The sequence below is a fragment of the Ruegeria sp. BI11 genome, from assembly GCF_056538005.1.
This window is the reverse complement of sequence record NZ_JBQFSM010000006.1, coordinates 107,331-127,377: the sequence shown is the minus strand read 5'-3', so window position 1 is coordinate 127,377 and position 20,047 is coordinate 107,331. Positions and strand designations below refer to the sequence as shown.

Sequence of the window (20,047 nt, the reverse complement as noted above, 5' to 3'; positions counted from 1 at the left end):
TCAAGACGTTGACTACAAAGAAGGCCAAAAAGAACATCGCGGCAGGAAACCCGAAGATAAAATAGGACAACACGAGGAATACGGCGAACAAAACTGCGAAAGCGCGTCTACACCTTTTCAGCTCTGAAATAGTTTCCGGCGTGCCGTTTATGCATCCTGAAAACAGCAGATTTCGTGACACTCTTCGGTTTCGCCGGGGTATGTCGAGTCTTGCCAAAAGAGGCCACCAAAGCCGGGCCGCAATCCAAAATCCCGCTATGCCAAAAACCACGAATGGCCCCAAGATCAACGGCACTATTAACAAATTATCCGACATGGTTACCCAGCACTTTTCCTGCGATGCTTCTTATCCTCAACCGCCACGCTGGCCGGGTCCACGTCGCGCATCAGGCGGTCCTCACCCGAAAGGCACACGAATCGCTGCCCGCGCATGCGGCCGATTAGGGTCAGGCCGACCTCGCGCGCGATCTCAACGCCCCAGGCAGTGAAGCCCGAGCGAGAGGCCAGAACCGGGATGCCCATCATCGCGGTTTTGATCACCATCTCGGAAGTCAGGCGACCGGTGGTGTATAGGATCTTGTCCTCTGCTGCCTCGCCCTCGGACAACATCCAACCCGCGATTTTATCGACCGCGTTGTGGCGGCCCACATCCTCCATATAGACCAAAGGACGGTTTTCGCGACACAGCACCGTACCATGGATCGCCCCGGCTTCTAGATACAGCGACGGCGTGCGATTGATCTTAGCCGCCAGCTCATACAGCCACGAGGTCCGCACCTGAACCTGCGGCAGGCGCACGTCCTCTAGCCCTTCCATCATGTCGCCGAACACCGTGCCAACCGCGCACCCGCTGGTGCGGGTCTTTTTCTTCAGCTTGTCTTCATAGGATGTCTCGCGCGCGGTACGCACGATCACAGTTTCCAAATCGTCGTCATAATCGACCCGCGTGATCTGATCATCTGCCAGTAGCATGCCCTGATTGCGCAGGAACCCCAGCGCAAGATATTCCGGGTAGTCCCCAATAGTCATTGCGGTGACGATCTCCTGCGAATTGAGGAAAATCGTCAAAGGGCGCTCTTCCACCACCGAGATCTGGCTGACCTCTCCATTCTGGTCCACGCCCTCGACCGCGCGGGTCAGGCGGGCCGCGCCGGGATCGGGGGCGATGATGTAGTCCGAGACATCCAGTTCCTTGGCCAATTGCAACCCTTTCCCAAGACCGCTACTGCTGCGGCTATTACCATAGGATTTAGCCATGGCAGACACCACAACCAAGTCATACTATTGGAAGGGTTTTCGCGACGGGACCCCGTTCATTTTCGTCGCCATCCCTTTCGGCACCTTGTTCGGAGTTTTTGCAACCGAAACCGGGCTGACCATCGTTCAGACGATGGCGTTCACGGCCACTGTTTTCGCAGGCGCTGCGCAATTCGCGGCCCTGCAATTGCTGCAGGATAACGCGCCAACCGTGATCATTCTGGCCTCAGCCTTGGCTGTGAACCTGCGGATGGCGATGTATTCGGCCTCGCTGACACCTTATCTGGGGGCCGCACCGTTGTGGCAACGTGCCATTGGCGCCTATCTGGTCGTCGACCAATCCTATGCCAGCTGCATGGTCCGGTTCGAAAAAGAGCCCCAAATGTCCGTGCCTCAACGCATGGCCTATTTCTTTGGCTCGGTTTCACCGATCACGCCCTTGTGGATACTGTCCACTTATCTGGGGGCAGTGCTGGGCACGCGGATTCCCGAAAGCTGGGCACTGGATTTTGCGCTGCCGATCACGTTTCTGGCAATGATCGGGCCGATGATGCGCACCCTTCCACACGTTGTGGCTGCATTGGTCGCCATCACAGTCTCACTGCTGACAGTAGCGGTGCCGTATAACCTGGGCCTGCTGGTGGCTGGGTGCACCGGTATGATGGCTGGGGCGCAGGCGGAACTGTGGCTCGAACGCAGAAAGGTCACGTCATGAACGCGGTCGATCCGGTCACTATGTGGATCATCATTGTCGGGCTGGCAATGGGCAGCTACGGCCTGCGGTTCGTGTTCCTCGGCCTGGTTGGGGATCGCCCGATGCCACCCTGGCTGCTGCGTCATTTACGCTATACCGCCGTGGCCATTCTGCCAGCGCTGATCGCACCACTGGTGGTCTGGCCAACTGCGACCGACGGTCAACCGGACATCCCACGTATGGCCGCTGCAGCCGTTGCGTTGGTGGCAGGGTTGATCACAAAAAACGTACTTGCGGCGATTTTTTCCGGGGCTGCGACCCTTTACGCGCTGCTGTACCTATTGGGCTAGCGCACCGCTCTGCTGGTTCAGCAGGGCGTTGTTCTCCGCCAGACCCTTTTGCAGGTCGGCATCGTCATTCTCACGGTACTCGGTGGTGGAAACCCCCGGTATCTGGCCGAATTGTTCGGACAGTTTCACCGGGTAGAACGTGGTGCCGATCTGCTCGAACCCCGGCACCTGCTGCAACAACCGAGAGGTCGAGTTGGCGCAGTACGCACTTGATACCGGCCCCATCTGCTTGGCCAGTTGTAGAGCAATCTCGGCCTGTTGCGGCGTAACCTCGATGGTCTGGATTCGCGCAAAATGCGTCTCGCGCGCGTGGCTGCTGCGATAGGCGCGTTCGACATTCGGAGTGATGCCGTACAGCACGTCATTCTTGATCGGCACAACATCCGCGCGGAACGAGCCCGCGGGATCAAAGATCACCCGCTCACTGCCGCTGATCATCAACGACGTATGCGCACCCGAACCGGTCCGGGTGTTGATCATTGTATAAAGGGTCAGCGTCGAGGGACCGGGATCACGGTAGGACCGAGCCACAACCTCCGACTGATCTGCCTGTGGGCGCTGCGATCCGGTGCAGCCTGCAACGGTTGCCGCCAGAAGGCAGGCAAGCAAAATCCTGATCACGGTCGACCCCGGTTTGGATTACGCGGCGAAGACCGCCAGGAAGAGGCAGAGGAAGGCGATCGCAACCACGCACCATGTGGTGGCCTTGATGAAACCGTTGAAGGTTTTGGTTTGAACGGTGATGTCCATTTCGCCGTGCTTGTATTCAGCCATGACTCAGAGATTCCTAAATTCGCGTGTTTGAGATGTTGGATAATCGAAAAACCAGGGGCTGTCACCACGTCATTCGCGCGCAGGGGTCCCAGATTGAAATACAGAACACCCCGGATACCCGAAACCCCAGCGCCAAGGCAGGCCGGAACAGGGCCCGCCGCCCAATCGCACGGCGGCATGCATCGCTTCGGCCGTAAAGAAATGAGCGGTACGAATCTGGTCAGGAGTCATGTCATAGCGTTGGGCATAATCCTCGGCATGGTCGTCGCCGTGCTGTTTGACACAAGCGCGCAAAGCATCATCCGCGGCCTGACGCGCGTCAAAGCTCTCGTCAGCTTGCGATGCGCCACCTGCGTTGTGATAGGCGCGGTCATGGGTCACGCAGCAATATTCCCACGGCGGATGTGCCTCATACAGCGCACTGAATTTGGGGAAAGTTTCAGCCACAAAGCGCCAGCTGGCCGACAGACCGCCTGAACAGCCATCCGTTTCAAAGGGGATGGGATCGGTATCGCCACGTTGCGCGATCAGCGCGCGATGGGCTGGCATTTCGAGGTTGCGCATGAATTCCTGTGCCGTTGCCGGAGCGGCCATCAAAACCAGCAAGACCGCCAGCTTATGGGCTTTCATCGCGCATCGCCCCTGTGTCGATGGACATGCCAAATGTGGTCGCCATCCATAGCAACAACCGCTCGGCCGGGCCCATTTCGGCCCGCACCCGCAGCACCTCATTGGCCATCGCTGGGCGGTCGGTGATCAGCCCGTCCACCCCCATCGAGGCCATGGCCGACATCTGCAACGGGTCATTCACTGTCCAGACATAAATATCCTTGCCCGCCTCATGGACCGAGCGCACCAGACCCGGCGTCGCCATCGCGGCGTTGACGGCAAGGAAATCGCCTTCAAGCCCTGTCAGGTCACCCACTGCCGTTGCCGCCAGAACGCCGGCCCGCCAATCAGGGCGGATGGATTTCATCTTTTGCACCGCAGGGTATTTCAACGACATGGTGGCAATGTCGTCTTGCATCTCCAGCTCTTCGACAAGAGCCACCACGCGATTCTCAAGATCGACATCATGGCCGTAGTATTTCAGCTCGATAATAACCTTGGCATTACCTTTGGCAGCCTCAAGCACCTCGCGCAGGGTGGGGGTACGTTCATCGGCATATTCGGGGCCGAACCAGCTGCCGATGTCGATCTGGGCCACATCCTCCATCGTTGCATCCCAAACCTTGAGGTTCACACCCGCAAGTTTCATGAAATCGCTGTCATGGGCGACGATGACCACGTCATCCGCCGTTTCCTGCACGTCGATTTCAACCCAGTCCGCGCCGTCCTCGATGGCCTTGAGCACTGCGGCCATGGTGTTTTCCGGGCGCACCGCCGCCGCGCCGCGATGGCCGATGACCTCGGCCCGGTCGGGGGCTTGCACACGTTCCAGCAAATGCTGGCCAAACCACAGCCCGACCAACACGGCCACCACCGCCGCGCCGACGGTTGCCAACAGCGGAATGCGCAGGCTGCCGGGTTCAGGATGCGGCGGCTCGGCTGTCTTGATCTTAAAAAAACCATCCAGCAATACCGCCAGCGCGCCCAGCGCAGTCGCCGCCAGCACCAATCCGGCCAATGACCAAACTCCGGCCACCAGCAGGCTGTAAAGCAACGCCAGACGCAGATGGCTGGCGCCTTGGAGGGGGACGATGTTAAACAGGATACCCGCGACCCAGGCGATCAGCGCGGCGATGATCAGGCGCAGGATCAGCCATATCGCCAGCTCGATCTTAAGGCGCCCGCGTTTGCCCTCCATCCGATTGGCGCTGATGTTAAATGCATGCCCAGGGTGGACATTTTCAAACAAGACCAAATGCAGCGACAGCGCCCAGGCCGAGAGCCGACGGATCAGCACCCAGGCCATGACCAGAACCACCACCCCGATCAGCACCACCGCCACCCAGAACGATGGCGGATGGAAGGTCAGGTAATAGTTGATGTCATATTCGGTCAGCGTCCACCACGCGATCAACGCAGCAACCACGGCGAAGGGCAGCACCAGCAGCAGAACGCGCAGCACGAACCGCACGGCAAATCCGAACAAGGCTGGCAGGCGCGAAAGGATCAGGCCGATGGCCGAACTGCCCGCTCGCCACGGGTCGGATTCGCCCATCCGCAACGATCCGGCCATAACCGAGAAAACAAACACTTCGGCCAGCAGAAACAAGCTCAGCACGGCTACGGCGGCAATGAACCCGGCAGGCGAAAGGATAAAAGCAGCAATGGCCTGATCCGTCAGCGCGGTTTGATTCGACAGCGACACGGCAAGGTTCACGGTAATCGCCACGCCTGGCGCAATTAGCGCCACCAGCAGCAGGCGCACGGCGACATAGATTGGCACGAACACGCGGCGACGCGCCCAAGCGCGCCTGTAGGCGGTTGTAACGGCTGAGAAACTGGTCACGTGGCCCCCTTGAATGTTGCACTCATTCAAGGCTGCGCAGACGTGAATTGCAAGTCAGGCGATCAGCTTTCTTCCAGATCCTTTGCAAGTCGGAACCCGATGCGATTGGCGGGCTTGTCCTCGACCGATTTGGGTAGCGCTCGCAGCATCACATTCAACTGGCTGACATGCTGTACCAGCTGGGTCCGCGCCCCGGTCGCGTCCGAGCCGTAAAAGGTGATGATATCGGGATCGAAATAGCCCATTCCTTCGATCCGCATGACACCGGCGTCACCGCCCGTAAAGCCCATGGCGACCTCCTGATCACCGGTCAGTGTCTGCTCAAAGTTCTGAATGTAAAGGATCAGCCGCTCATAAGCCCATTGCGCCGGGCTTTTGGTCTCGACCGGTTTTTGCAGCTGCCCGGGCAGATCCTTGGCACCGGATTTCGCGTCTGGGTTGGCGTGTACCTCATAGCAACGGGGCAAAGCTGCCGCTTCTGCCGCCTCGGCCGATGTTTCGATCTGGTCCTGCATAGCTTTACCCTTTGCGCTGAAACTCCCACGCCCCATCCGCGCGGCGCGTCCGGGTGACAGTTCCAATGTGGTAAAGATGGTTCAAATGTGCAACCGCTTCGACCAGCGCCAGCCCATACTCAAGCTCTCCGATCTGACGTTTGAACAGAGGCAAAAAACAGTCAGCAGCTGATTTGGGTTGATCGAGATAATCCTGCAAACGATCCAACGCACCGTGGTGGTTTTCGATCAATTGCCGCATGCGCAATGGCAAACCGGTAAAGGGCAGCTTGTGTCCGCCCAGCGCCAGTTGATCGGGTCGCGCCAAGCCCTTCAACCGCTCGCAGGCCTCAAGCCATTCGGCCACCGGGTCTGCCATCGGTTCGGTGACATAGACGCCCAGATTGGGGCTGATCGAGCTCAGGATTTGGTCTCCGGTGATCACCAGATTGTCATCGCGACTCCAGAACGTGGCGTGTTCGGGCGCGTGGCCGTTGCCCATATGCACGTCCCAGTCGCGCCCACCCATGCGGATGACACTACCCTGCTTGATTCGGGTAAAGCCCAGAGGCAAGGGATAGACCGTGTCGCAATAGTTAAACGGTCGCTGGGTCATCCGCCTGGCCAGAAGATCCGCGTCCATCCCGGCGCTGCGGTAATAGTCCAAAGTTTCCTGCGGCCAGCTTTCCTGCACGTCCAGTTGCAGCATCCGCGCGAACAGCCAGGCCGTGCGGGTCGTGACCAGTTCCACGCCATGTTCGGACTGGAACCACCCCGCATTGCCGACGTGATCGGGATGGTGGTGGGTCACAACCACTCGGTTTACCGGTTTACCCGCCAACGGCCCCGCCATTAGCGCTTCCCAGATGCGCCGGGTTTTGTTCGAGGACATCCCCGTGTCAATCACCGTCCACCCGTCGCCGTCATCCAGCGCATAGATATTGACGTGATCCAGAGCCATCGGCAGCGGCAGGCGCATCCACAGCACCCCTTCGGCGATCTCGATCGCCTCACCCTCGGCCGGAGGCTCAGGCCACGGATAGCGCATCGCCAAAGGAGTGTCTCCGTCCATCAAACCGCCAACTCCTCGGCGCTGAGGGCATAGATGTCCTCGGCCCCGTTCTGCGCCTGCGCCAGCAGACCGGCGTATTCCGGCAGCAAAGCGTTGATGTAATACCGCGCCAGCTTAAAGCGCGGACCGTTGGGTTCGGCCAGTGCCGCCTTCAGATGGTAATGCGCCCCCAGAACGCGGGCAAAGGCGTGCAGATAAGGCACGGCACCGGCAAACCGAGCGTTCATGTCGGATTGCGCCACGATCCATTCGGTCGCCTCGCGCAGGCTTTCGGTTGCTTCCCATACGGGGCCCGCCAGATCCGGCAGGCTGGCGCGGGCCTGTTCGGCGTGATCCTCGATCTCATCCAACAGGCGCGAGGCCGCTTCGCCCCCATCCATCATCTTGCGCGCCACAAGGTCCATGGCCTGAATGCCGTTGGTGCCCTCGTAAATCGCGGTGACGCGGACATCGCGGTAATACTGAGCAGCACCAGTTTCTTCGATGAAGCCCATGCCGCCGTGAACCTGCACACCGGTTTCCGAGACACGCATGCCTGTTTCAGTCCCGAAGGCTTTACAGATCGGGGTCAGCAAAGCGGCACGAGCGTTCCATTCGGCATCTCCGGTGGCCGTGGCCATGTCGATGGCCGCAGCATTGGCCAGCATGATGGCACGTGCAGCAAAGGTATCGGCGCGCATGCTCATCAGCATCCGGCGCACATCCGCGTGGTCAATGATCGTGCCCGAGGGCGTCTTGCCCTGCTTGCGTTCCAGCGCATAGGCCAAAGCACGCTGATAAGCGCCCTCGGCGGCCCCCACACCCTGACCGCCAACACCCAGGCGGGCGTTGTTCATCATGGTGAACATCGCTGCCATTCCGCCATGTTCCTTACCCACAAGCCAGCCTTTGGCCCCGTCATACTGCATCACGCAGGTCGGTGAGCCATGCAAACCCAATTTGTGCTCCAGCGACACTACTTTCAGATCGTTGGCCACACCGGGATTGCCGTTTTCATCAGGCAGATATTTGGGCACCAGAAACAGCGAAATCCCCTTGGTTCCCGGCACCCCGTCCGGCAGGCGCGCCAGCACCAGATGGCAGACATTCTCGGTGAAGTCGTTGTCGCCCCACGAGATGAAAATCTTCTGCCCGCTGACCGCATAAGTCCCGTCACCATTGGCTTCGGCCTTCGAGGACAGCGCACCCACATCCGATCCGGCTTGCGGTTCGGTCAGGTTCATGGTGCCCGCCCAATCGCCCGCCATCATCTTGGGCAGATACAGCGATTTCAACTCGTCGCTGGCGTGATGTTCCAAAGCCTCGATCTGGCCCTGGGTCATCAGTGGCGCCAGTTGCAGGGACAGACACGCAGCCGACATCATCTCATTAACTGCAGTGGTCACAGCCATCGGCAGGCCCATGCCGCCATATTCCGGATCGCCACTCATCCCGATCCAGCCACCTTCGGCGATGGCCTTCCAGCCCTCGGCATAACCGGCTGAGGTTCGCAGCACACCGTTTTCCAGCCGAGCCGGTTCCAGGTCGCCGGGGCGCTGCAGCGGGGCCATCACCTCTTCGCACATCTTGCCGGCCTCGGTCAGGATCGCGCTGACCACATCTTCGCTGGCTTCCGAAAATTTTTCGGTCGCCGCAATCTGATCGAATCCGACGACGTGGCGGAACATCACTTCGTAATCGGATATGGGCGCGCGGTATGGCATGTTTTCCCCCGGGGTTGTCTGTTCGGTTTTTCGCGGGTGGGGTTGGAAATTGCAACGCCCACCTTTATGCATCCTGGATTAATTCGATTACCTAGCCAGCCAAGTGGTACAAGCAATCAAAACGCGGCGTCACCAGATATGATCCCCAACGGTACTTTGGATTTAGCCGCCGATCCGGGCGGAATCGCGCAGGCGGCGGATTTGCTGCGGCAGGGCCTGCTGGTCGCCTTTGCCACCGAAACCGTCTACGGGCTGGGCGGCGATGCTCGCAATTCCGAGGCTGTGGCCAGCATCTACGCGGCCAAGGGGCGACCCAGCTTTAACCCTCTGATCGCGCATGTGGCCTCGGCTGAGGCAGCGCAGCGATATGTCGAATGGTCCGAGCGGGCCGAGACGCTGGCTGCCGCGTTCTGGCCCGGCCCCCTGACAATGGTTCTTCCTCTGCGTGAGGGGCACGGGATATCACCGCTGGTCACAGCCGGGCTGGAGACGTTGGCGGTTCGGGTGCCCGCGCATGGCACCGCCCGGGCGCTGTTGTCGGCCTTTGACGGGCCGGTGGCAGCACCGTCTGCCAACCCCTCGGGCCAGATCAGCCCCACAACCGCCGAACATGTGCGGGCCGGTTTGGATGGGCGTATCGCGGCCATTCTGGATGACGGCCCCTGCGGTGTTGGTCTGGAATCCACCATCGTCGGACTGGCCGGAGAGCCCGCATTGCTGCGCCCCGGCGGTGTGGCGTTGGAACAGATCGAAGCTGTTCTGAACACGCAACTGCAACTGCATCAGACCACGGATGTACTGACCGCACCGGGGCAGTTGCAATCGCACTACGCCCCCGACGCGCCAGTACGCCTGAACGCGGCCAGCACGCAGGGTGACGAGGTTTTGCTGGGGTTTGGCCCCGTTCAATGTGATCTGAACCTTTCAGAGACCGGCGATCTGACCGAAGCCGCCGCTAACCTGTTCTCGGCCTTACACAGGCTGAACACCACAGGCCGCCCTATTGCGGTGTCACCGATCCCCGATCATGGGTTGGGCGCGGCCATCAATGACCGCCTGCGCCGCGCCGCAGCGCCGCGCGACGGCTGATCAGGCGCGTCCGGCGCTGGCCGACAGGGTCAGCGGGTCAACACCCAGCGTGGCTAGCGCGGCCTCCCATTTCTCATCATCGGGAACGTCGAACACCAGTTTCGAGGTCGCCTCGGTGGTCAGCCAACCGTTCATAGCAATCTCATCCTCAAGCTGGTCGGGACCCCAACCGGAATATCCCAGCGCCAGCATCGAGTTCAAAGGCCCCCGCCCCGAGGCCAGATCCTCGAGCACATCCAATGTCGCCGTCATGCTGAAATCATCCGAAATTTGCATGGAATGCAGGTTGGCATCGTAATCCGCGCTGTGCAGGACAAAACCGCGCGACATCTCGACGGGGCCGCCGAAATGAACCAGACGTTCCCCCACGACGGGGATGCTGCAGGCGATGTTCAGCTGGCTCAGCAGGGTTTTGATCCGCAAATCCGACGGTTTGTTGATGATCAAGCCCATGGCCCCATCCTCGCCATGGCTGCAGATATACACCACTGAGTGATCGAAACGTGGATCACCCATTCCAGGCATCGCGATCAACAGTTTTCCGGTCAGATCCATGGATTTAAAACTCTTGCTTCGTCTTCCTTCAACAATGACCCCGGCACGTGGGGGTTGGCAAGGGATCAGGTCACATTTCACCAGATTTCATTGCAGTGACCGGAACGTGACTTGGATTCACCGGCAAGACCGCGCATTTATGTGGTATGAAGCGTTTTCTTAAATCAACCGCAGCCGCCCTGACCGCCTGTTTTGCCCTGACCGCCCCCGCCCATGCGCAGGTTGAGGACGACGTGGTGCAACTGGATGTGCTTGATGGTGGGCGTACGGCCAATGGCACCTATCTGGGGGCGCTGCGGCTGACGCTGAAGGACGGCTGGAAAACTTATTGGCGCGCGCCTGGCGATGCCGGTATCCCGCCGCAGTTCGACTGGACTCGTTCGAAAAATGTAGGCGATGTGGAAATCACATGGCCCGCCCCCGACGTATTTGTTCAGAACGGTCTGCAATCCCTGGGCTATGCCAACCAACTGGTGCTGCCGGTTGAGATCACCCCCCGCAATCCAGCCAAACCCGTGCGGCTGCGTGGGGAAATGGATTTGGGCGTCTGCAAGGATGTCTGCATCCCAGAGAGGCTGAATTTCGACCATAAATTGGACGCCGACGCCGCGCGCAACCCGGCCATTGCCGCAGCGCTGGCCCAACGCCCCTATTCCGCGAAAGAGGCTCGGGTAACCGCCGCCAGTTGCCATCTGACCCCAACTTCGGAAGGGATGAAGATCGAAGCCCGCGTGACCATGCCCTCGGCCGGAGGGCGCGAGATTGCGGTGATCGAACCGGGCAACCCTACGCTTTGGGCCTCGGAACCCGAAACGACGCGGCAAGGTGGAACTCTGGTGGCCACATCCGAGGTGATCAGCGCCTCGGGTGGACCTTTTGCACTGGACCGGTCCAATATCCGGATCACGGTGCTGGGGGCCAATCACGCCGTCGACATTCAGGGATGCAGCGCGGGCTGAGGCATGGCGAAAACTCCGAAGATCGGCGCGCTGGCCGTTGTGGTGCACGAGGCGCGCGTGCTGCTGGTGCAGCGCAGCAAGCAGCCCGACGCGGGGCTCTGGGGGTTTCCTGGTGGTCACGTGGAATGGGGTGAAACTGTACTGCAAGCCGCGCAAAGGGAATTGCGTGAGGAAACCTCCGTCATCGCGGAGCCGCTGCATTACCTCGACAATCTGGACCTGCTGCGCCACGACGAACAGGGATTGGTTCAGTCGCACTATCTGCTGGTCGGGGTTGCCTGTGACTACTGTTCAGGCTCTCCGACAGCCGGGGATGATGCGCTGGACGCCCGCTGGTTTCCGATTGATCAGATACGCAAGGGTGATCTGCCCATGAGCGACCGGGTCATCGATTTGCTGGAAACCGCCTTGCGCGCTAAGCCACCCGTCCCCTGAGGCGTATATAAAGCAAACCGGACAGCGCTACACTTAGCACCAAAATCGGCAGCGCCCCGGCGACAAAGGCCCCCAGCCCCATTTGCAAAGCCGCGATACCATCTTCCCCCGGATAGAGCCCTGACAACAGACCAACCGGCGCGCCTGCAATCGCAGGCCAGATCATCGTCACGCCAAACCACAGCAGCAGCACGAGCCCGGTGGCTGTTACTGCACCCTGAACCGCGCGATCCGGTGCACGTAATGCACGACGCAATGCGGTCATCGGACGTGAAAGGTCGTTAAGAATGGCCAGCAGCGCAGGTACTAGCAGCAACACCAGTAACATTCCAAAACCCAGCCCATACACCAGCGTGATCACTGACGGTTTGAGGAATTGCGCCTGCTGCGAACCCTCATACAGCAACGGAGTTAGCCCCAGAACCGTGGTCAGCGTCGTCAGCATCACCGGGCGCAACCGGTCTGCTGTGCCCTCGACAATCGAGGGCACTAGCCCGCGCTCTTGCTGATAGGCGTCAATGGTCGTGACCAGCACAATCGAGTCGTTGATGATAATCCCCGTCATCCCCAACAGCCCGATCACGGTAAACATGCTTAGGGGAACTTCCCAGATGTAGTGCCCCCAGATCGCGCCCACCAACCCAAACGGAATGATCGCCATCACCACCACAGGCCGTGTCCAACTGGCAAAGACCCAGGCAAGCACAAGGTAAATCCCGGTCAGACACAGGATCAGGCCTGTACGCGCCTCGGTCAAAAATTCGTCCTCTTGCTCGCTCAGACCCGCCATCTGCCATTCAACCTGCCGTTCAGAGGCAATTTTGGGCAGTATGTCTTCGTTCAATGCCCGGGCGATTTCTGCCGCGCGGGCCGGATCATCTTCGGAGATGTCACCGCCCACCGAAACCGACCGCAGGCCATTGTCGCGCCGTACCGTCGAGAAGCCCGACTTGCGTTGGACCGAGACGATATCAGCCAGCGGCACATAGACGCCATCCGGCGTGCGCATCAGAGTGCGTTCCAGGAAATCGGCCGTCAGCTCGCCTTCGGGCAATTCCACGCGAATCTCTGTGCTGCGAGGGCCATCGGGGAAGGTCGCAGCCTCGATCCCGTTCAACCGGTCGCGCAGAACGCGGCCCAGCGTTTCCATGCGGAAGCCCAGTGCCTGCCCCTTGGCGGTCAGATCCAGAATGAAGTCTTCTTTGTCATAAGTCAGGTCATCTTCCAGCGCCGAAACTTCGGGATACTTCGACAATTCGGCCTGTAAATCTTCTGAAGCGGACTTGAGGGTATTCACATCGGCGCCATAGAATTGCACGTCGATCGCGTCACCGCCGGGTCCGGATCGCCAACCACGGAAGCTGAGCAATTCGACCTTGGGATGACGCGGTACAAAGTCCTGCAATTCACCCACAAATTCGAAACTAGAATAAGGGCGCAGGTCGGCGTCGATCAATTCTATTGAAATCCCTCCCAGAAGGTCCTGATCCTTGCCTTCTGCGGCGGGCGGGTTGAACCATCCGGCATTGCCGCCGACCTCAGCCAGAACATAGTCGATCGGGTTACGACCGTGACGTTCTTCGTAAATCTGCCCCAGTTCCTCGGTGGCGCGTTGTATCTCGTGCATCATCGCCAGCGAATCTTCGCGAGTTGCACCTTCGGCCATGATGAAGTTGCCGGTGACCGAGCCGCGTTCGGGTGCGTTGAAAAACCGCCAATTCACGTCACCCTTGATGAACAGGGCAATCTGGCTGGCCAGAATCACCACCATCACCGCAACAACCACGTACCGCGCCCAGACCACCCAGGCGATCAGCGGACGGAACAGATGGTCTCGTACCCAGCGGAAGCCACGGTTCACCACACGGTTGGGCAGGTCATACCAATGTTCTTTGGCCGAATGTGCAATGGCATGGGCCATATGATTGGGCAATATCAGAAAACATTCGATCAACGAGGCGATCAGTACCGCAATTACGGTAAACGGGATGTCATAGATCAGCTCTCCGAACCGGCCGCCGATTGCGGTCAGACCAAAAAAGGCGATCACGGTGGTCAGGGTCGCAGCAAAAACCGGCATCGCCATGCGCCGTGCGGCGCGCTCGGCGGCCACAACCGGGGCCTCACCCAACCGGCGGGCACGGAAATCGGCGTGCTCGCCGACCACGATGGCATCATCCACCACAATGCCCAGGGTGATGATCAGCCCGAACAGAGAAATCATGTTGATCGACAGCCCGCCGATATACATGAACGCAATCGCCGCTGACATCGCCACCGGGATACCCGCCGCAACCCAGAAGGCGATGCGCGCATTCAGGAATAGGAACAGCAAGCAGACCACAAGGCCCAGCCCCATCAGCCCGTTGTCGACAAGAATATCCAGACGGTCGGTGATCGCCTGCGCTCGTGTTCTGATCAGCTCGATCGTCACACCTTCTGGCAGGCTGGCCTGAAGCTCGGCCACCACATCCTCGACCGTGTGCTGAATCTCGATAGCATCCCCAAGGTTCGAGCGGTCGACCCGCACCGACATGGCCGGGTTTTTGCCGACAAAGTAGCTGCGATTGCGATTGACCCCTTCGACCCGGATTTCCGCCACGTCGCCAATATAGAGCTTGGAGCCATCGGCGAAACTGCGCAGTGCGATGCCCTCGATCTCTTCGGGAGTGCGCTTTTCGGTGCCAGTGCGGATGCGGGCATTGGCACCGGTGACGTCGCCAGCGGGGCTGGCCATCGCCTCTGCGGCTATGGCCTGCGCAATCTCGGACATAGTGACGTCATTAGCGATCAACTGTGCCGTTGGAACCTCGACCACCACACGCGGAGCAGCAAGACCCCGGATCGTGGTGCGGGTCACGCCATTCGCAAACAGCCGATTGATCATCTCGTCGGTGAACTTGGCCAGTTGATCCGGATCGACCGGGCCGGTCACGACTACATCTGTCACCCGATCCCGCCACGCCCCGCGCCGGATCGTGGGCTCTTCGGCGTCTTCTGGCAGGTTGGTCACACTGTCGACGGCTGTTCGGACTTCATCAACGGCGCGCGACATGTCCCAGTTGGGCTCAAACTCCAGCTCGATCCTAGCGCGCCCCTCACGCGAAGTCGAATGCGTGCTGGCCACCCCTTCGACCGCCAGCAGGGCCGGTTCCAGCAATTGGACAATGCCGTTATCTATATCCTCGGGGCCTGCGCCTTCCCATTCGACATTGACGTCGACGCGCTCAAGGATCACGTCCGGGAAGAATTGCGCCCGCATGGCCGGGATCGCTGCAGCACCCAGAACCAGCATCACCAGCAACAGCAGGTTGGCCACAGTCCGATGGCGGGTGAAGTAGCTAAGGATACCGCCCGCCGCGCCGGGGATCTCGCGCATCATAGCGCTTACCCTCCTGCCCGGGTCTCGATGCTGCGCACCAGTGAGGCCGGGACACGGCCTTCATTCAATTGCCCCAGAACACGGGCCTTGACGTCTTTGGGTATCTGATCGCTGGCCTCAACCCGCGCCACCAGTTGGGCACGCTGTTCGTCCGACAATTCAACCATGTCTGGCTCGGCCCCAGCATTGGCTTCGACCCGCAGAGGGCGCACACGCACTCCGCCACCCAGCAGCGGCGTCCGGCCAACTACAACTTCGCGCCCGACCAGCCCGTCACCGCGCAACAGCACCTCATCACCCTGACGGCGGATCAGTTGCACCGGCAACGCCTCAAGCCGGTCATCGGCGCCCAGCACCAGCACCGTGCCCGCCGCATCCAAAACCGACGATGGCAACCGCACCACGTTATCCAGCGGCTGTTCCTGTACCGTAACGGTGACGAAATCGCCTGGTTTGAAGCCCGGCGCGTCATCCAGACGGGCATAGATCAAACGCCCAGTCTGTCCCTCACCCGCTGATCCGCTGTCACGGCTGATGCGTCCCGTGGCTGTCAGATCGGTGCCAGTCACCTCAAGCGATACGGCCACCGGCGCGGCGATCAGATCGCCCTCGGCATCCAACAGGCGCACAAACTGTGCGGTCGAAACGCGGAACGCGACCTCAAGCGCGTTGGGGTCAACCAGTTCCGCCAATTTTTCATTCGCAGCGACCAGCCGCCCTTCGACCAGGGTCACATCCGTTAATGTGCCGGAAAACCGCGCGCGGACCGTCATGTCATCCAAATCGCGTTCAGCAGCTTCAAGCGCAATTCGGGCGCGGGCCAGCAAGGTTGTAGCCTGATCAACCCGGGATTCAGCCTGCGCCAGTGCGATGCGGCGCGCCAGAACGGCCTGTTGCGCGGCAGCTTCGGCCAGTTCCGCCTCTTCCGCGGCGGCAGGGGTTCCAACCCCGCGGCTTTGCAAATCTTTCTGGCGCTGCATGGCGCGCCCGCGCAGGGCTGCCTGCGCCTCGGCCGAGTTTAACTCATCCTGCGCCAAAAGCAGTGAGCGTTCGGCGTCTCGTTCCTCGAACTGTGCGTCAAGCAGGTCGGATTTGGCTCGGTCCAGCGCCGATTGCGCGTCAGCCGGGTCCAGTTCGACCAACACCTCTCCGGTGGTGACAACGCCGCCATCCTCGAAATCCTCGGCCAGGGCGACGACCCGCCCGCCCAGCGCCGCGCGCAGTTCCAACCTGCGGCGGCTTTGTACCTCGCCGAATGCTTCGAGATAGGGGGTTACGGTCTCTAGCTCGGCCGGTTGCACGCTGACGGCGAATATACGTTCGCGTGCCGCGGGCGGCTCACTGTCGCGATTCAATGCCTCTTGCACCGCGCTGACGATCAGTTGAACCGCTACAAATATCAGGGCCAGCGTCAGAAACGCCAGAAAGACACCAACAAGGCTTTGCCTCAAAAATCGCATCTATCACTTACCCCGGTTGCATCAGGCTGCCACGTGCAAAAGGTAGCTGGGCAAGGAAAAATGCCAAGCCACAAAGCGGTTACAAACAGTTATACGTGCAACCAGTCTACTTCCGTCGCAGATGTTCGTCCAATCTGGGCATTATTTCCACGAAATTGCAGGGGCGATGGCGGTAATCGAACTGTTTTTCCAATATACCGTCCCAAGCATCCTTGCAGGCACCGGGGCTGCCCGGCAAAGCAAACAGATAGGTGCCCTGGGCCACGCCGCCCGTGGCGCGGGACTGTACTGCCGAAGTGCCGATTTTTTCCATCGAAATGAGGGTGAAAACAGTGCCGAACGCTTCGATTTCCTTTTCATATACGTCCCGGTGCGCCTCGACCGTCACGTCACGGCCCGTCAGACCGGTGCCACCAGTCGAGATCACCACATCAATCTCTGGATCCCCGGCCCACAGCCGCAGCTGCGCCGCAATCTCACCGCGCTCATCACGGATAATTTTGCGGTCAGCCAATGAATGGCCTGCGCGTTCGATCCGGTCGACCAATGTCTGGCCCGAGCGGTCGTCGTCTAGCGACCGTGTGTCCGAGACGGTCAGAACGGCGATCCGAACCGGAATGAATTCCATGCTTTCATCAATGCGCGACATGTGGCGTCAGGCCCTTTCCATGATGGCAAGCCGGATGGCGAGGGCGGCGAAAATCCCCCCTGTCACCCAGCCAATGATACGCGAGGCGCGTGGATTCGAGATCAAAACCTTCCCCGCGCCACCGGCGAAAACCCCCACCAGCCCGTTCACCACGAACCCGCCCAGCGCGATGATTCCACCCAGTATCAGGAATTGCGGTAGGATCGGTCCGATGGCGGGGTTCACGAATTGCGGGATGAAGGCCAGAACGAACAGGATGACCTTTGGGTTTGTCAGGTTTACAACCAACCCGTCACGAAAAGCGTACCGCGTGGGCTTCGCAGGTATATCGGCAGAGACCGCCCCGTTGCGGATCGCACCCCAAGCTAAATACAGCAGATAGGCGACACCCATCCAGCGGATTACATCGAACAGCCACGGCATCGTCGCTACGGCGGCCCCCAACCCAAGCCCCGCTACAAGAACATGAACCATCGATCCGACGGAAATCCCCGCGCTTGCGACGAAAGCTGGTTTGGCACCGGACCGCAGTCCTTGCCCAAAGCAAAACAACATGTCTGCGCCGGGGGTGAAGTTCAGCGCCAAAGCTGCCGGGATGAAAGCCAGCAGAGTGATCGTTTCGATCATAAGGTGACCTCGAACCAGTTTATTGTGGGACCCAGATTGGCGATCTGCGTACGGCCTATGTTGCCGCGATAGCCCCAACTGTCATGGATGTGGCCGCACAGCGCGAATTGCGGCTGCAGGCGTTCGACCGCGTCACGCACGGCTACCGACCCCACTGCATCCCCCTGCGACGTGACATCGCCGTACCCTTTAGGCGGGGAATGCGCGATCAGAATGTCCGCCCCGTCACAGCGGTCCAGCAATTCAGCGGCCTCGGCATCGGTCAGGTCACAGGACCAGTCGCCAAAGGGCGTAACCGGCACGCCATACCCCAGCCCGAACAGACGCAACCCGTCCAAGGTCATGCCGGTGCCGTGCAGCACATGACCGCCTTCGGGCGCAGCCTCTGCCAGTTCCTGCGCGCTTTCGGCATTGCCCGGCACCATCACGAATGGCGCAGTGATGCCGGACAGCATCGCCATCGCTTGATCCAGCCCTTGCCGCATATTGCAGAAATCCCCGGCCCCGATCACCAGATCAGCCTCGGCGCTTGCGGCCACGACGTCGGCCGCACGGTTACGCGCCATGTGCAAATCGGAAAAGGCCAGTATGCGCATCACTTGCCCTCCAGCCGGGCTTTCAACTCCAGCAAGTCGGCCCAGGCCTGCCGCTTCATCTGTGGTTGGCGCAGCAGGTAGGCGGGGTGGAACATCGGGATAACTGGCAACTCCAACGCCTGACTCCATTGCCCGCGCAACCGGGTAATGCCGCGTTTGCCCAGCACCGCCTGACAGCTGATATTGCCCATGATCACCAGAACCTCGGGCTTGGCCAGCGCCACGTGCCGTTCCAGAAACGGCTTCATCATCCCGATCTCTTCGGGTTTGGGATCGCGGTTCTGTGGTGGACGCCAGGGTAGAACGTTGGTGATATAGACGTTCTGGCTGCGGTCCAGATCAATCGCCGCCAACATCCGGTCCAGCAATTGTCCAGCGCGGCCAACAAAGGGCTTGCCCTCACGGTCCTCTTCGCGGCCCGGCGCTTCGCCGATGATCATCACCCGCGCGCCCGGTGTGCCGTCGGCAAAGACCAACTGCCGCGCCCCTCGCTTCAGCTCGCAGTGGTCAAACGCATCCATCGCCGCGCGCAACTGATCCAACGATCCCGCGTTTTGGGCCGCCGCTTTCGCTACCACAACCGGGTCAACCTGCTTGGACTTTTCCGGGGCAGTCTGGGCCGTAGCGGTTTTTTGGGCTTTCGGCGCAGTGTCGGGCAGCGCAAAGCGATCAACCGTCGTGTCGCCGATTGCGTCCGTTGTGCCCAGTTCGATCTGCCATTCCAGCAGAGCCCGCGCCGTATGATAGTCCAAAGCCGATTCCATAACCCTCAATCTAACCAGCTTTTGAACGAGGGAAAGCGAATAGGCCTTGATCGGGCGGTCCGTCGCACCGACCATGAGGGCATTCATGTTCTGTCTATTGCGATTCCTCATGATTACTTTGCTGCTGACCACACTCAGCGGCCCTGCTTTTGCGCAGCTTTTCGATCGCAATGATCAATGCCGTGCCGGTCAGTTCAAATGCGGCACAAGGTGCTGTTCCGGCGGGCAAAGGTGCAGCTTCGATGGTCACTGCATTCCCTTGGGCGGCACCTATTGCGGCGGTGGGCGCACTTGCGGACCATTTGAGCGCTGCGTTGCGGGGGGCACGCGATGCGCGCCCGCGGGGGCGAACAAATGCACTTCGCGCGCCGATTGTCCGGGCGGCTCGATTTGCAACGCACGCCGCGAATGTGAGCGCATCACGCCTGATTTCGACCCCAGTAAGGCAATCGAGGGCCTGCCCACCGTTTGCGACGACGGTCTGACCTGCGGTGCGGGATCGTCCTGCATACCCGGCGGCGGGTGCACGCGCCCCGGATGGTTTTTATGCGAGGAAACCGACTCGCAATGTCGCCCTGGGTTCAAATGTTCCGAACATCAGGGCTGTGTGCCGATCAAGGCCATCGACTGCGGCTATGGCAAATGGTGCAAACCCGGCGAGCAATGCCTGCCGGAAGGCGGATGTGAGAAACTGCCGGAAGGGAGCGATCCCTAGGTTGCCTAGGCGCGCGG

General features: G+C 60.3%; 21 protein-coding genes. 6 read left to right on the top strand and 15 right to left on the bottom strand.

Features of this window, described 5'->3' with window-relative positions:
• Positions 1-318: 318 nt before the first annotated feature.
• The gene (locus ACR0DT_RS14460) at positions 319-1,257 is read right to left on the bottom strand and encodes a formate dehydrogenase accessory sulfurtransferase FdhD (protein WP_480711424.1); all 939 of its coding nucleotides are present in this window, start codon (positions 1,255-1,257) and stop codon (positions 319-321) included.
• Between ACR0DT_RS14460 and ACR0DT_RS14455 the strand changes: the two genes are divergently transcribed.
• Both ACR0DT_RS14455 and ACR0DT_RS14450 read left to right on the top strand, forming a co-directional pair.
• Complete coding sequence (locus ACR0DT_RS14455) at positions 1,256-1,972, top strand: AzlC family ABC transporter permease (RefSeq protein ID WP_480711423.1); 717 nt, start codon at positions 1,256-1,258, stop codon at positions 1,970-1,972. The two genes, ACR0DT_RS14460 and ACR0DT_RS14455, sit on opposite strands and share 2 nt — an antisense overlap.
• Positions 1,969-2,301 carry an AzlD domain-containing protein gene (locus ACR0DT_RS14450; RefSeq protein ID WP_480711422.1) on the top strand — a complete coding sequence of 111 codons (333 nt, stop codon included), beginning with the start codon at positions 1,969-1,971 and terminating at the stop codon, positions 2,299-2,301. The genes ACR0DT_RS14455 and ACR0DT_RS14450 overlap by 4 nt, the downstream gene beginning before the upstream one ends.
• Here the strand turns inward: ACR0DT_RS14450 and ACR0DT_RS14445 are convergent.
• From ACR0DT_RS14445 to ACR0DT_RS14415, 7 genes are all read right to left on the bottom strand, one after another.
• Positions 2,290-2,922: a hypothetical protein gene (locus ACR0DT_RS14445; protein WP_480711421.1), complete on the bottom strand. Its 633-nt coding sequence runs from the start codon at positions 2,920-2,922 to the stop codon at positions 2,290-2,292. The genes ACR0DT_RS14450 and ACR0DT_RS14445 overlap by 12 nt on opposite strands.
• A gap of 18 nt (positions 2,923-2,940) precedes the next feature.
• The gene (locus ACR0DT_RS14440) at positions 2,941-3,075 is read right to left on the bottom strand and encodes an aa3-type cytochrome c oxidase subunit IV (RefSeq protein ID WP_058281864.1); all 135 of its coding nucleotides are present in this window, start codon (positions 3,073-3,075) and stop codon (positions 2,941-2,943) included.
• 69 nt (positions 3,076-3,144) lie between these two features.
• A complete protein-coding gene (locus ACR0DT_RS14435; RefSeq protein ID WP_480711420.1) occupies positions 3,145-3,705 on the bottom strand; it encodes a hypothetical protein in 561 nt (186 codons plus the stop codon).
• Positions 3,692-5,530 (bottom strand): glycerophosphodiester phosphodiesterase, encoded by a 1,839-nt coding sequence (locus ACR0DT_RS14430; RefSeq protein ID WP_480711419.1) that lies wholly within the window; start codon positions 5,528-5,530, stop codon positions 3,692-3,694. The genes ACR0DT_RS14435 and ACR0DT_RS14430 overlap by 14 nt, the downstream gene beginning before the upstream one ends.
• A gap of 62 nt (positions 5,531-5,592) precedes the next feature.
• On the bottom strand, positions 5,593-6,045 hold the full coding sequence (locus ACR0DT_RS14425; protein ID WP_170350687.1) for a DUF6173 family protein: 453 nt from the start codon (positions 6,043-6,045) through the stop codon (positions 5,593-5,595).
• A gap of 4 nt (positions 6,046-6,049) precedes the next feature.
• A complete protein-coding gene (locus ACR0DT_RS14420) occupies positions 6,050-7,096 on the bottom strand; it encodes an MBL fold metallo-hydrolase (RefSeq protein WP_480711418.1) in 1,047 nt (348 codons plus the stop codon).
• Positions 7,096-8,799, bottom strand: coding sequence for an acyl-CoA dehydrogenase family protein (locus ACR0DT_RS14415; RefSeq protein ID WP_480711417.1), 1,704 nt, complete (start codon positions 8,797-8,799; stop codon positions 7,096-7,098). Before ACR0DT_RS14415 ends, ACR0DT_RS14420 begins: the two co-directional genes overlap by 1 nt.
• 138 nt (positions 8,800-8,937) lie before the next feature.
• Here ACR0DT_RS14415 and ACR0DT_RS14410 point away from each other — a divergent pair, with 138 nt between their 5' ends.
• Positions 8,938-9,888 (top strand): L-threonylcarbamoyladenylate synthase, encoded by a 951-nt coding sequence (locus ACR0DT_RS14410; RefSeq protein WP_480711416.1) that lies wholly within the window; start codon positions 8,938-8,940, stop codon positions 9,886-9,888.
• Here the strand turns inward: ACR0DT_RS14410 and ACR0DT_RS14405 are convergent, their stop codons facing one another.
• A complete protein-coding gene (locus tag ACR0DT_RS14405) occupies positions 9,889-10,443 on the bottom strand; it encodes a YqgE/AlgH family protein (protein WP_170516713.1) in 555 nt (184 codons plus the stop codon). It abuts the gene before it with no gap.
• A gap of 146 nt (positions 10,444-10,589) precedes the next feature.
• Here ACR0DT_RS14405 and ACR0DT_RS14400 point away from each other — a divergent pair, with 146 nt between their 5' ends.
• Together ACR0DT_RS14400 and ACR0DT_RS14395 are read left to right on the top strand one after the other, a co-directional pair.
• The gene (locus ACR0DT_RS14400; RefSeq protein WP_480711415.1) at positions 10,590-11,402 is read left to right on the top strand and encodes a protein-disulfide reductase DsbD domain-containing protein; all 813 of its coding nucleotides are present in this window, start codon (positions 10,590-10,592) and stop codon (positions 11,400-11,402) included.
• 3 nt (positions 11,403-11,405) lie between these two features.
• On the top strand, positions 11,406-11,837 hold the full coding sequence (locus ACR0DT_RS14395) for an NUDIX hydrolase (protein ID WP_480711414.1): 432 nt from the start codon (positions 11,406-11,408) through the stop codon (positions 11,835-11,837).
• On the opposite strand, the gene ACR0DT_RS14390 is transcribed toward ACR0DT_RS14395, so the two are convergent.
• The 6 genes from ACR0DT_RS14390 to ACR0DT_RS14365 form a co-directional block, all read right to left on the bottom strand.
• Positions 11,818-15,219, bottom strand: coding sequence for an efflux RND transporter permease subunit (locus ACR0DT_RS14390; RefSeq protein WP_480711413.1), 3,402 nt, complete (start codon positions 15,217-15,219; stop codon positions 11,818-11,820). The two genes, ACR0DT_RS14395 and ACR0DT_RS14390, sit on opposite strands and share 20 nt — an antisense overlap.
• Before the next feature lie 5 nt (positions 15,220-15,224).
• Entirely contained in the window at positions 15,225-16,679 is a 1,455-nt protein-coding gene (locus tag ACR0DT_RS14385; RefSeq protein ID WP_480711412.1) for an efflux RND transporter periplasmic adaptor subunit, read from the bottom strand.
• Positions 16,680-16,785: 106 nt separating this feature from the next.
• A complete protein-coding gene (moaB, locus tag ACR0DT_RS14380) occupies positions 16,786-17,328 on the bottom strand; it encodes a molybdenum cofactor biosynthesis protein B (protein ID WP_480711411.1) in 543 nt (180 codons plus the stop codon).
• Positions 17,329-17,334: 6 nt separating this feature from the next.
• Positions 17,335-17,955, bottom strand: coding sequence for a LysE family translocator (locus ACR0DT_RS14375; RefSeq protein WP_480711410.1), 621 nt, complete (start codon positions 17,953-17,955; stop codon positions 17,335-17,337).
• The gene (locus ACR0DT_RS14370) at positions 17,952-18,551 is read right to left on the bottom strand and encodes a metallophosphoesterase family protein (protein ID WP_480711409.1); all 600 of its coding nucleotides are present in this window, start codon (positions 18,549-18,551) and stop codon (positions 17,952-17,954) included. Before ACR0DT_RS14370 ends, ACR0DT_RS14375 begins: the two co-directional genes overlap by 4 nt.
• Positions 18,551-19,315, bottom strand: a complete 765-nt coding sequence (locus tag ACR0DT_RS14365) for a uracil-DNA glycosylase (protein WP_480711592.1) — start codon at positions 19,313-19,315, stop codon at positions 18,551-18,553. The genes ACR0DT_RS14370 and ACR0DT_RS14365 overlap by 1 nt, the downstream gene beginning before the upstream one ends.
• Positions 19,316-19,424: 109 nt before the next feature.
• On the opposite strand from ACR0DT_RS14365, the gene ACR0DT_RS14360 reads away from it, so the two are divergent.
• On the top strand, positions 19,425-20,030 hold the full coding sequence (locus tag ACR0DT_RS14360) for a scavenger receptor class F, member 2 (RefSeq protein WP_480711408.1): 606 nt from the start codon (positions 19,425-19,427) through the stop codon (positions 20,028-20,030).
• Positions 20,031-20,047 lie beyond the last annotated feature (17 nt).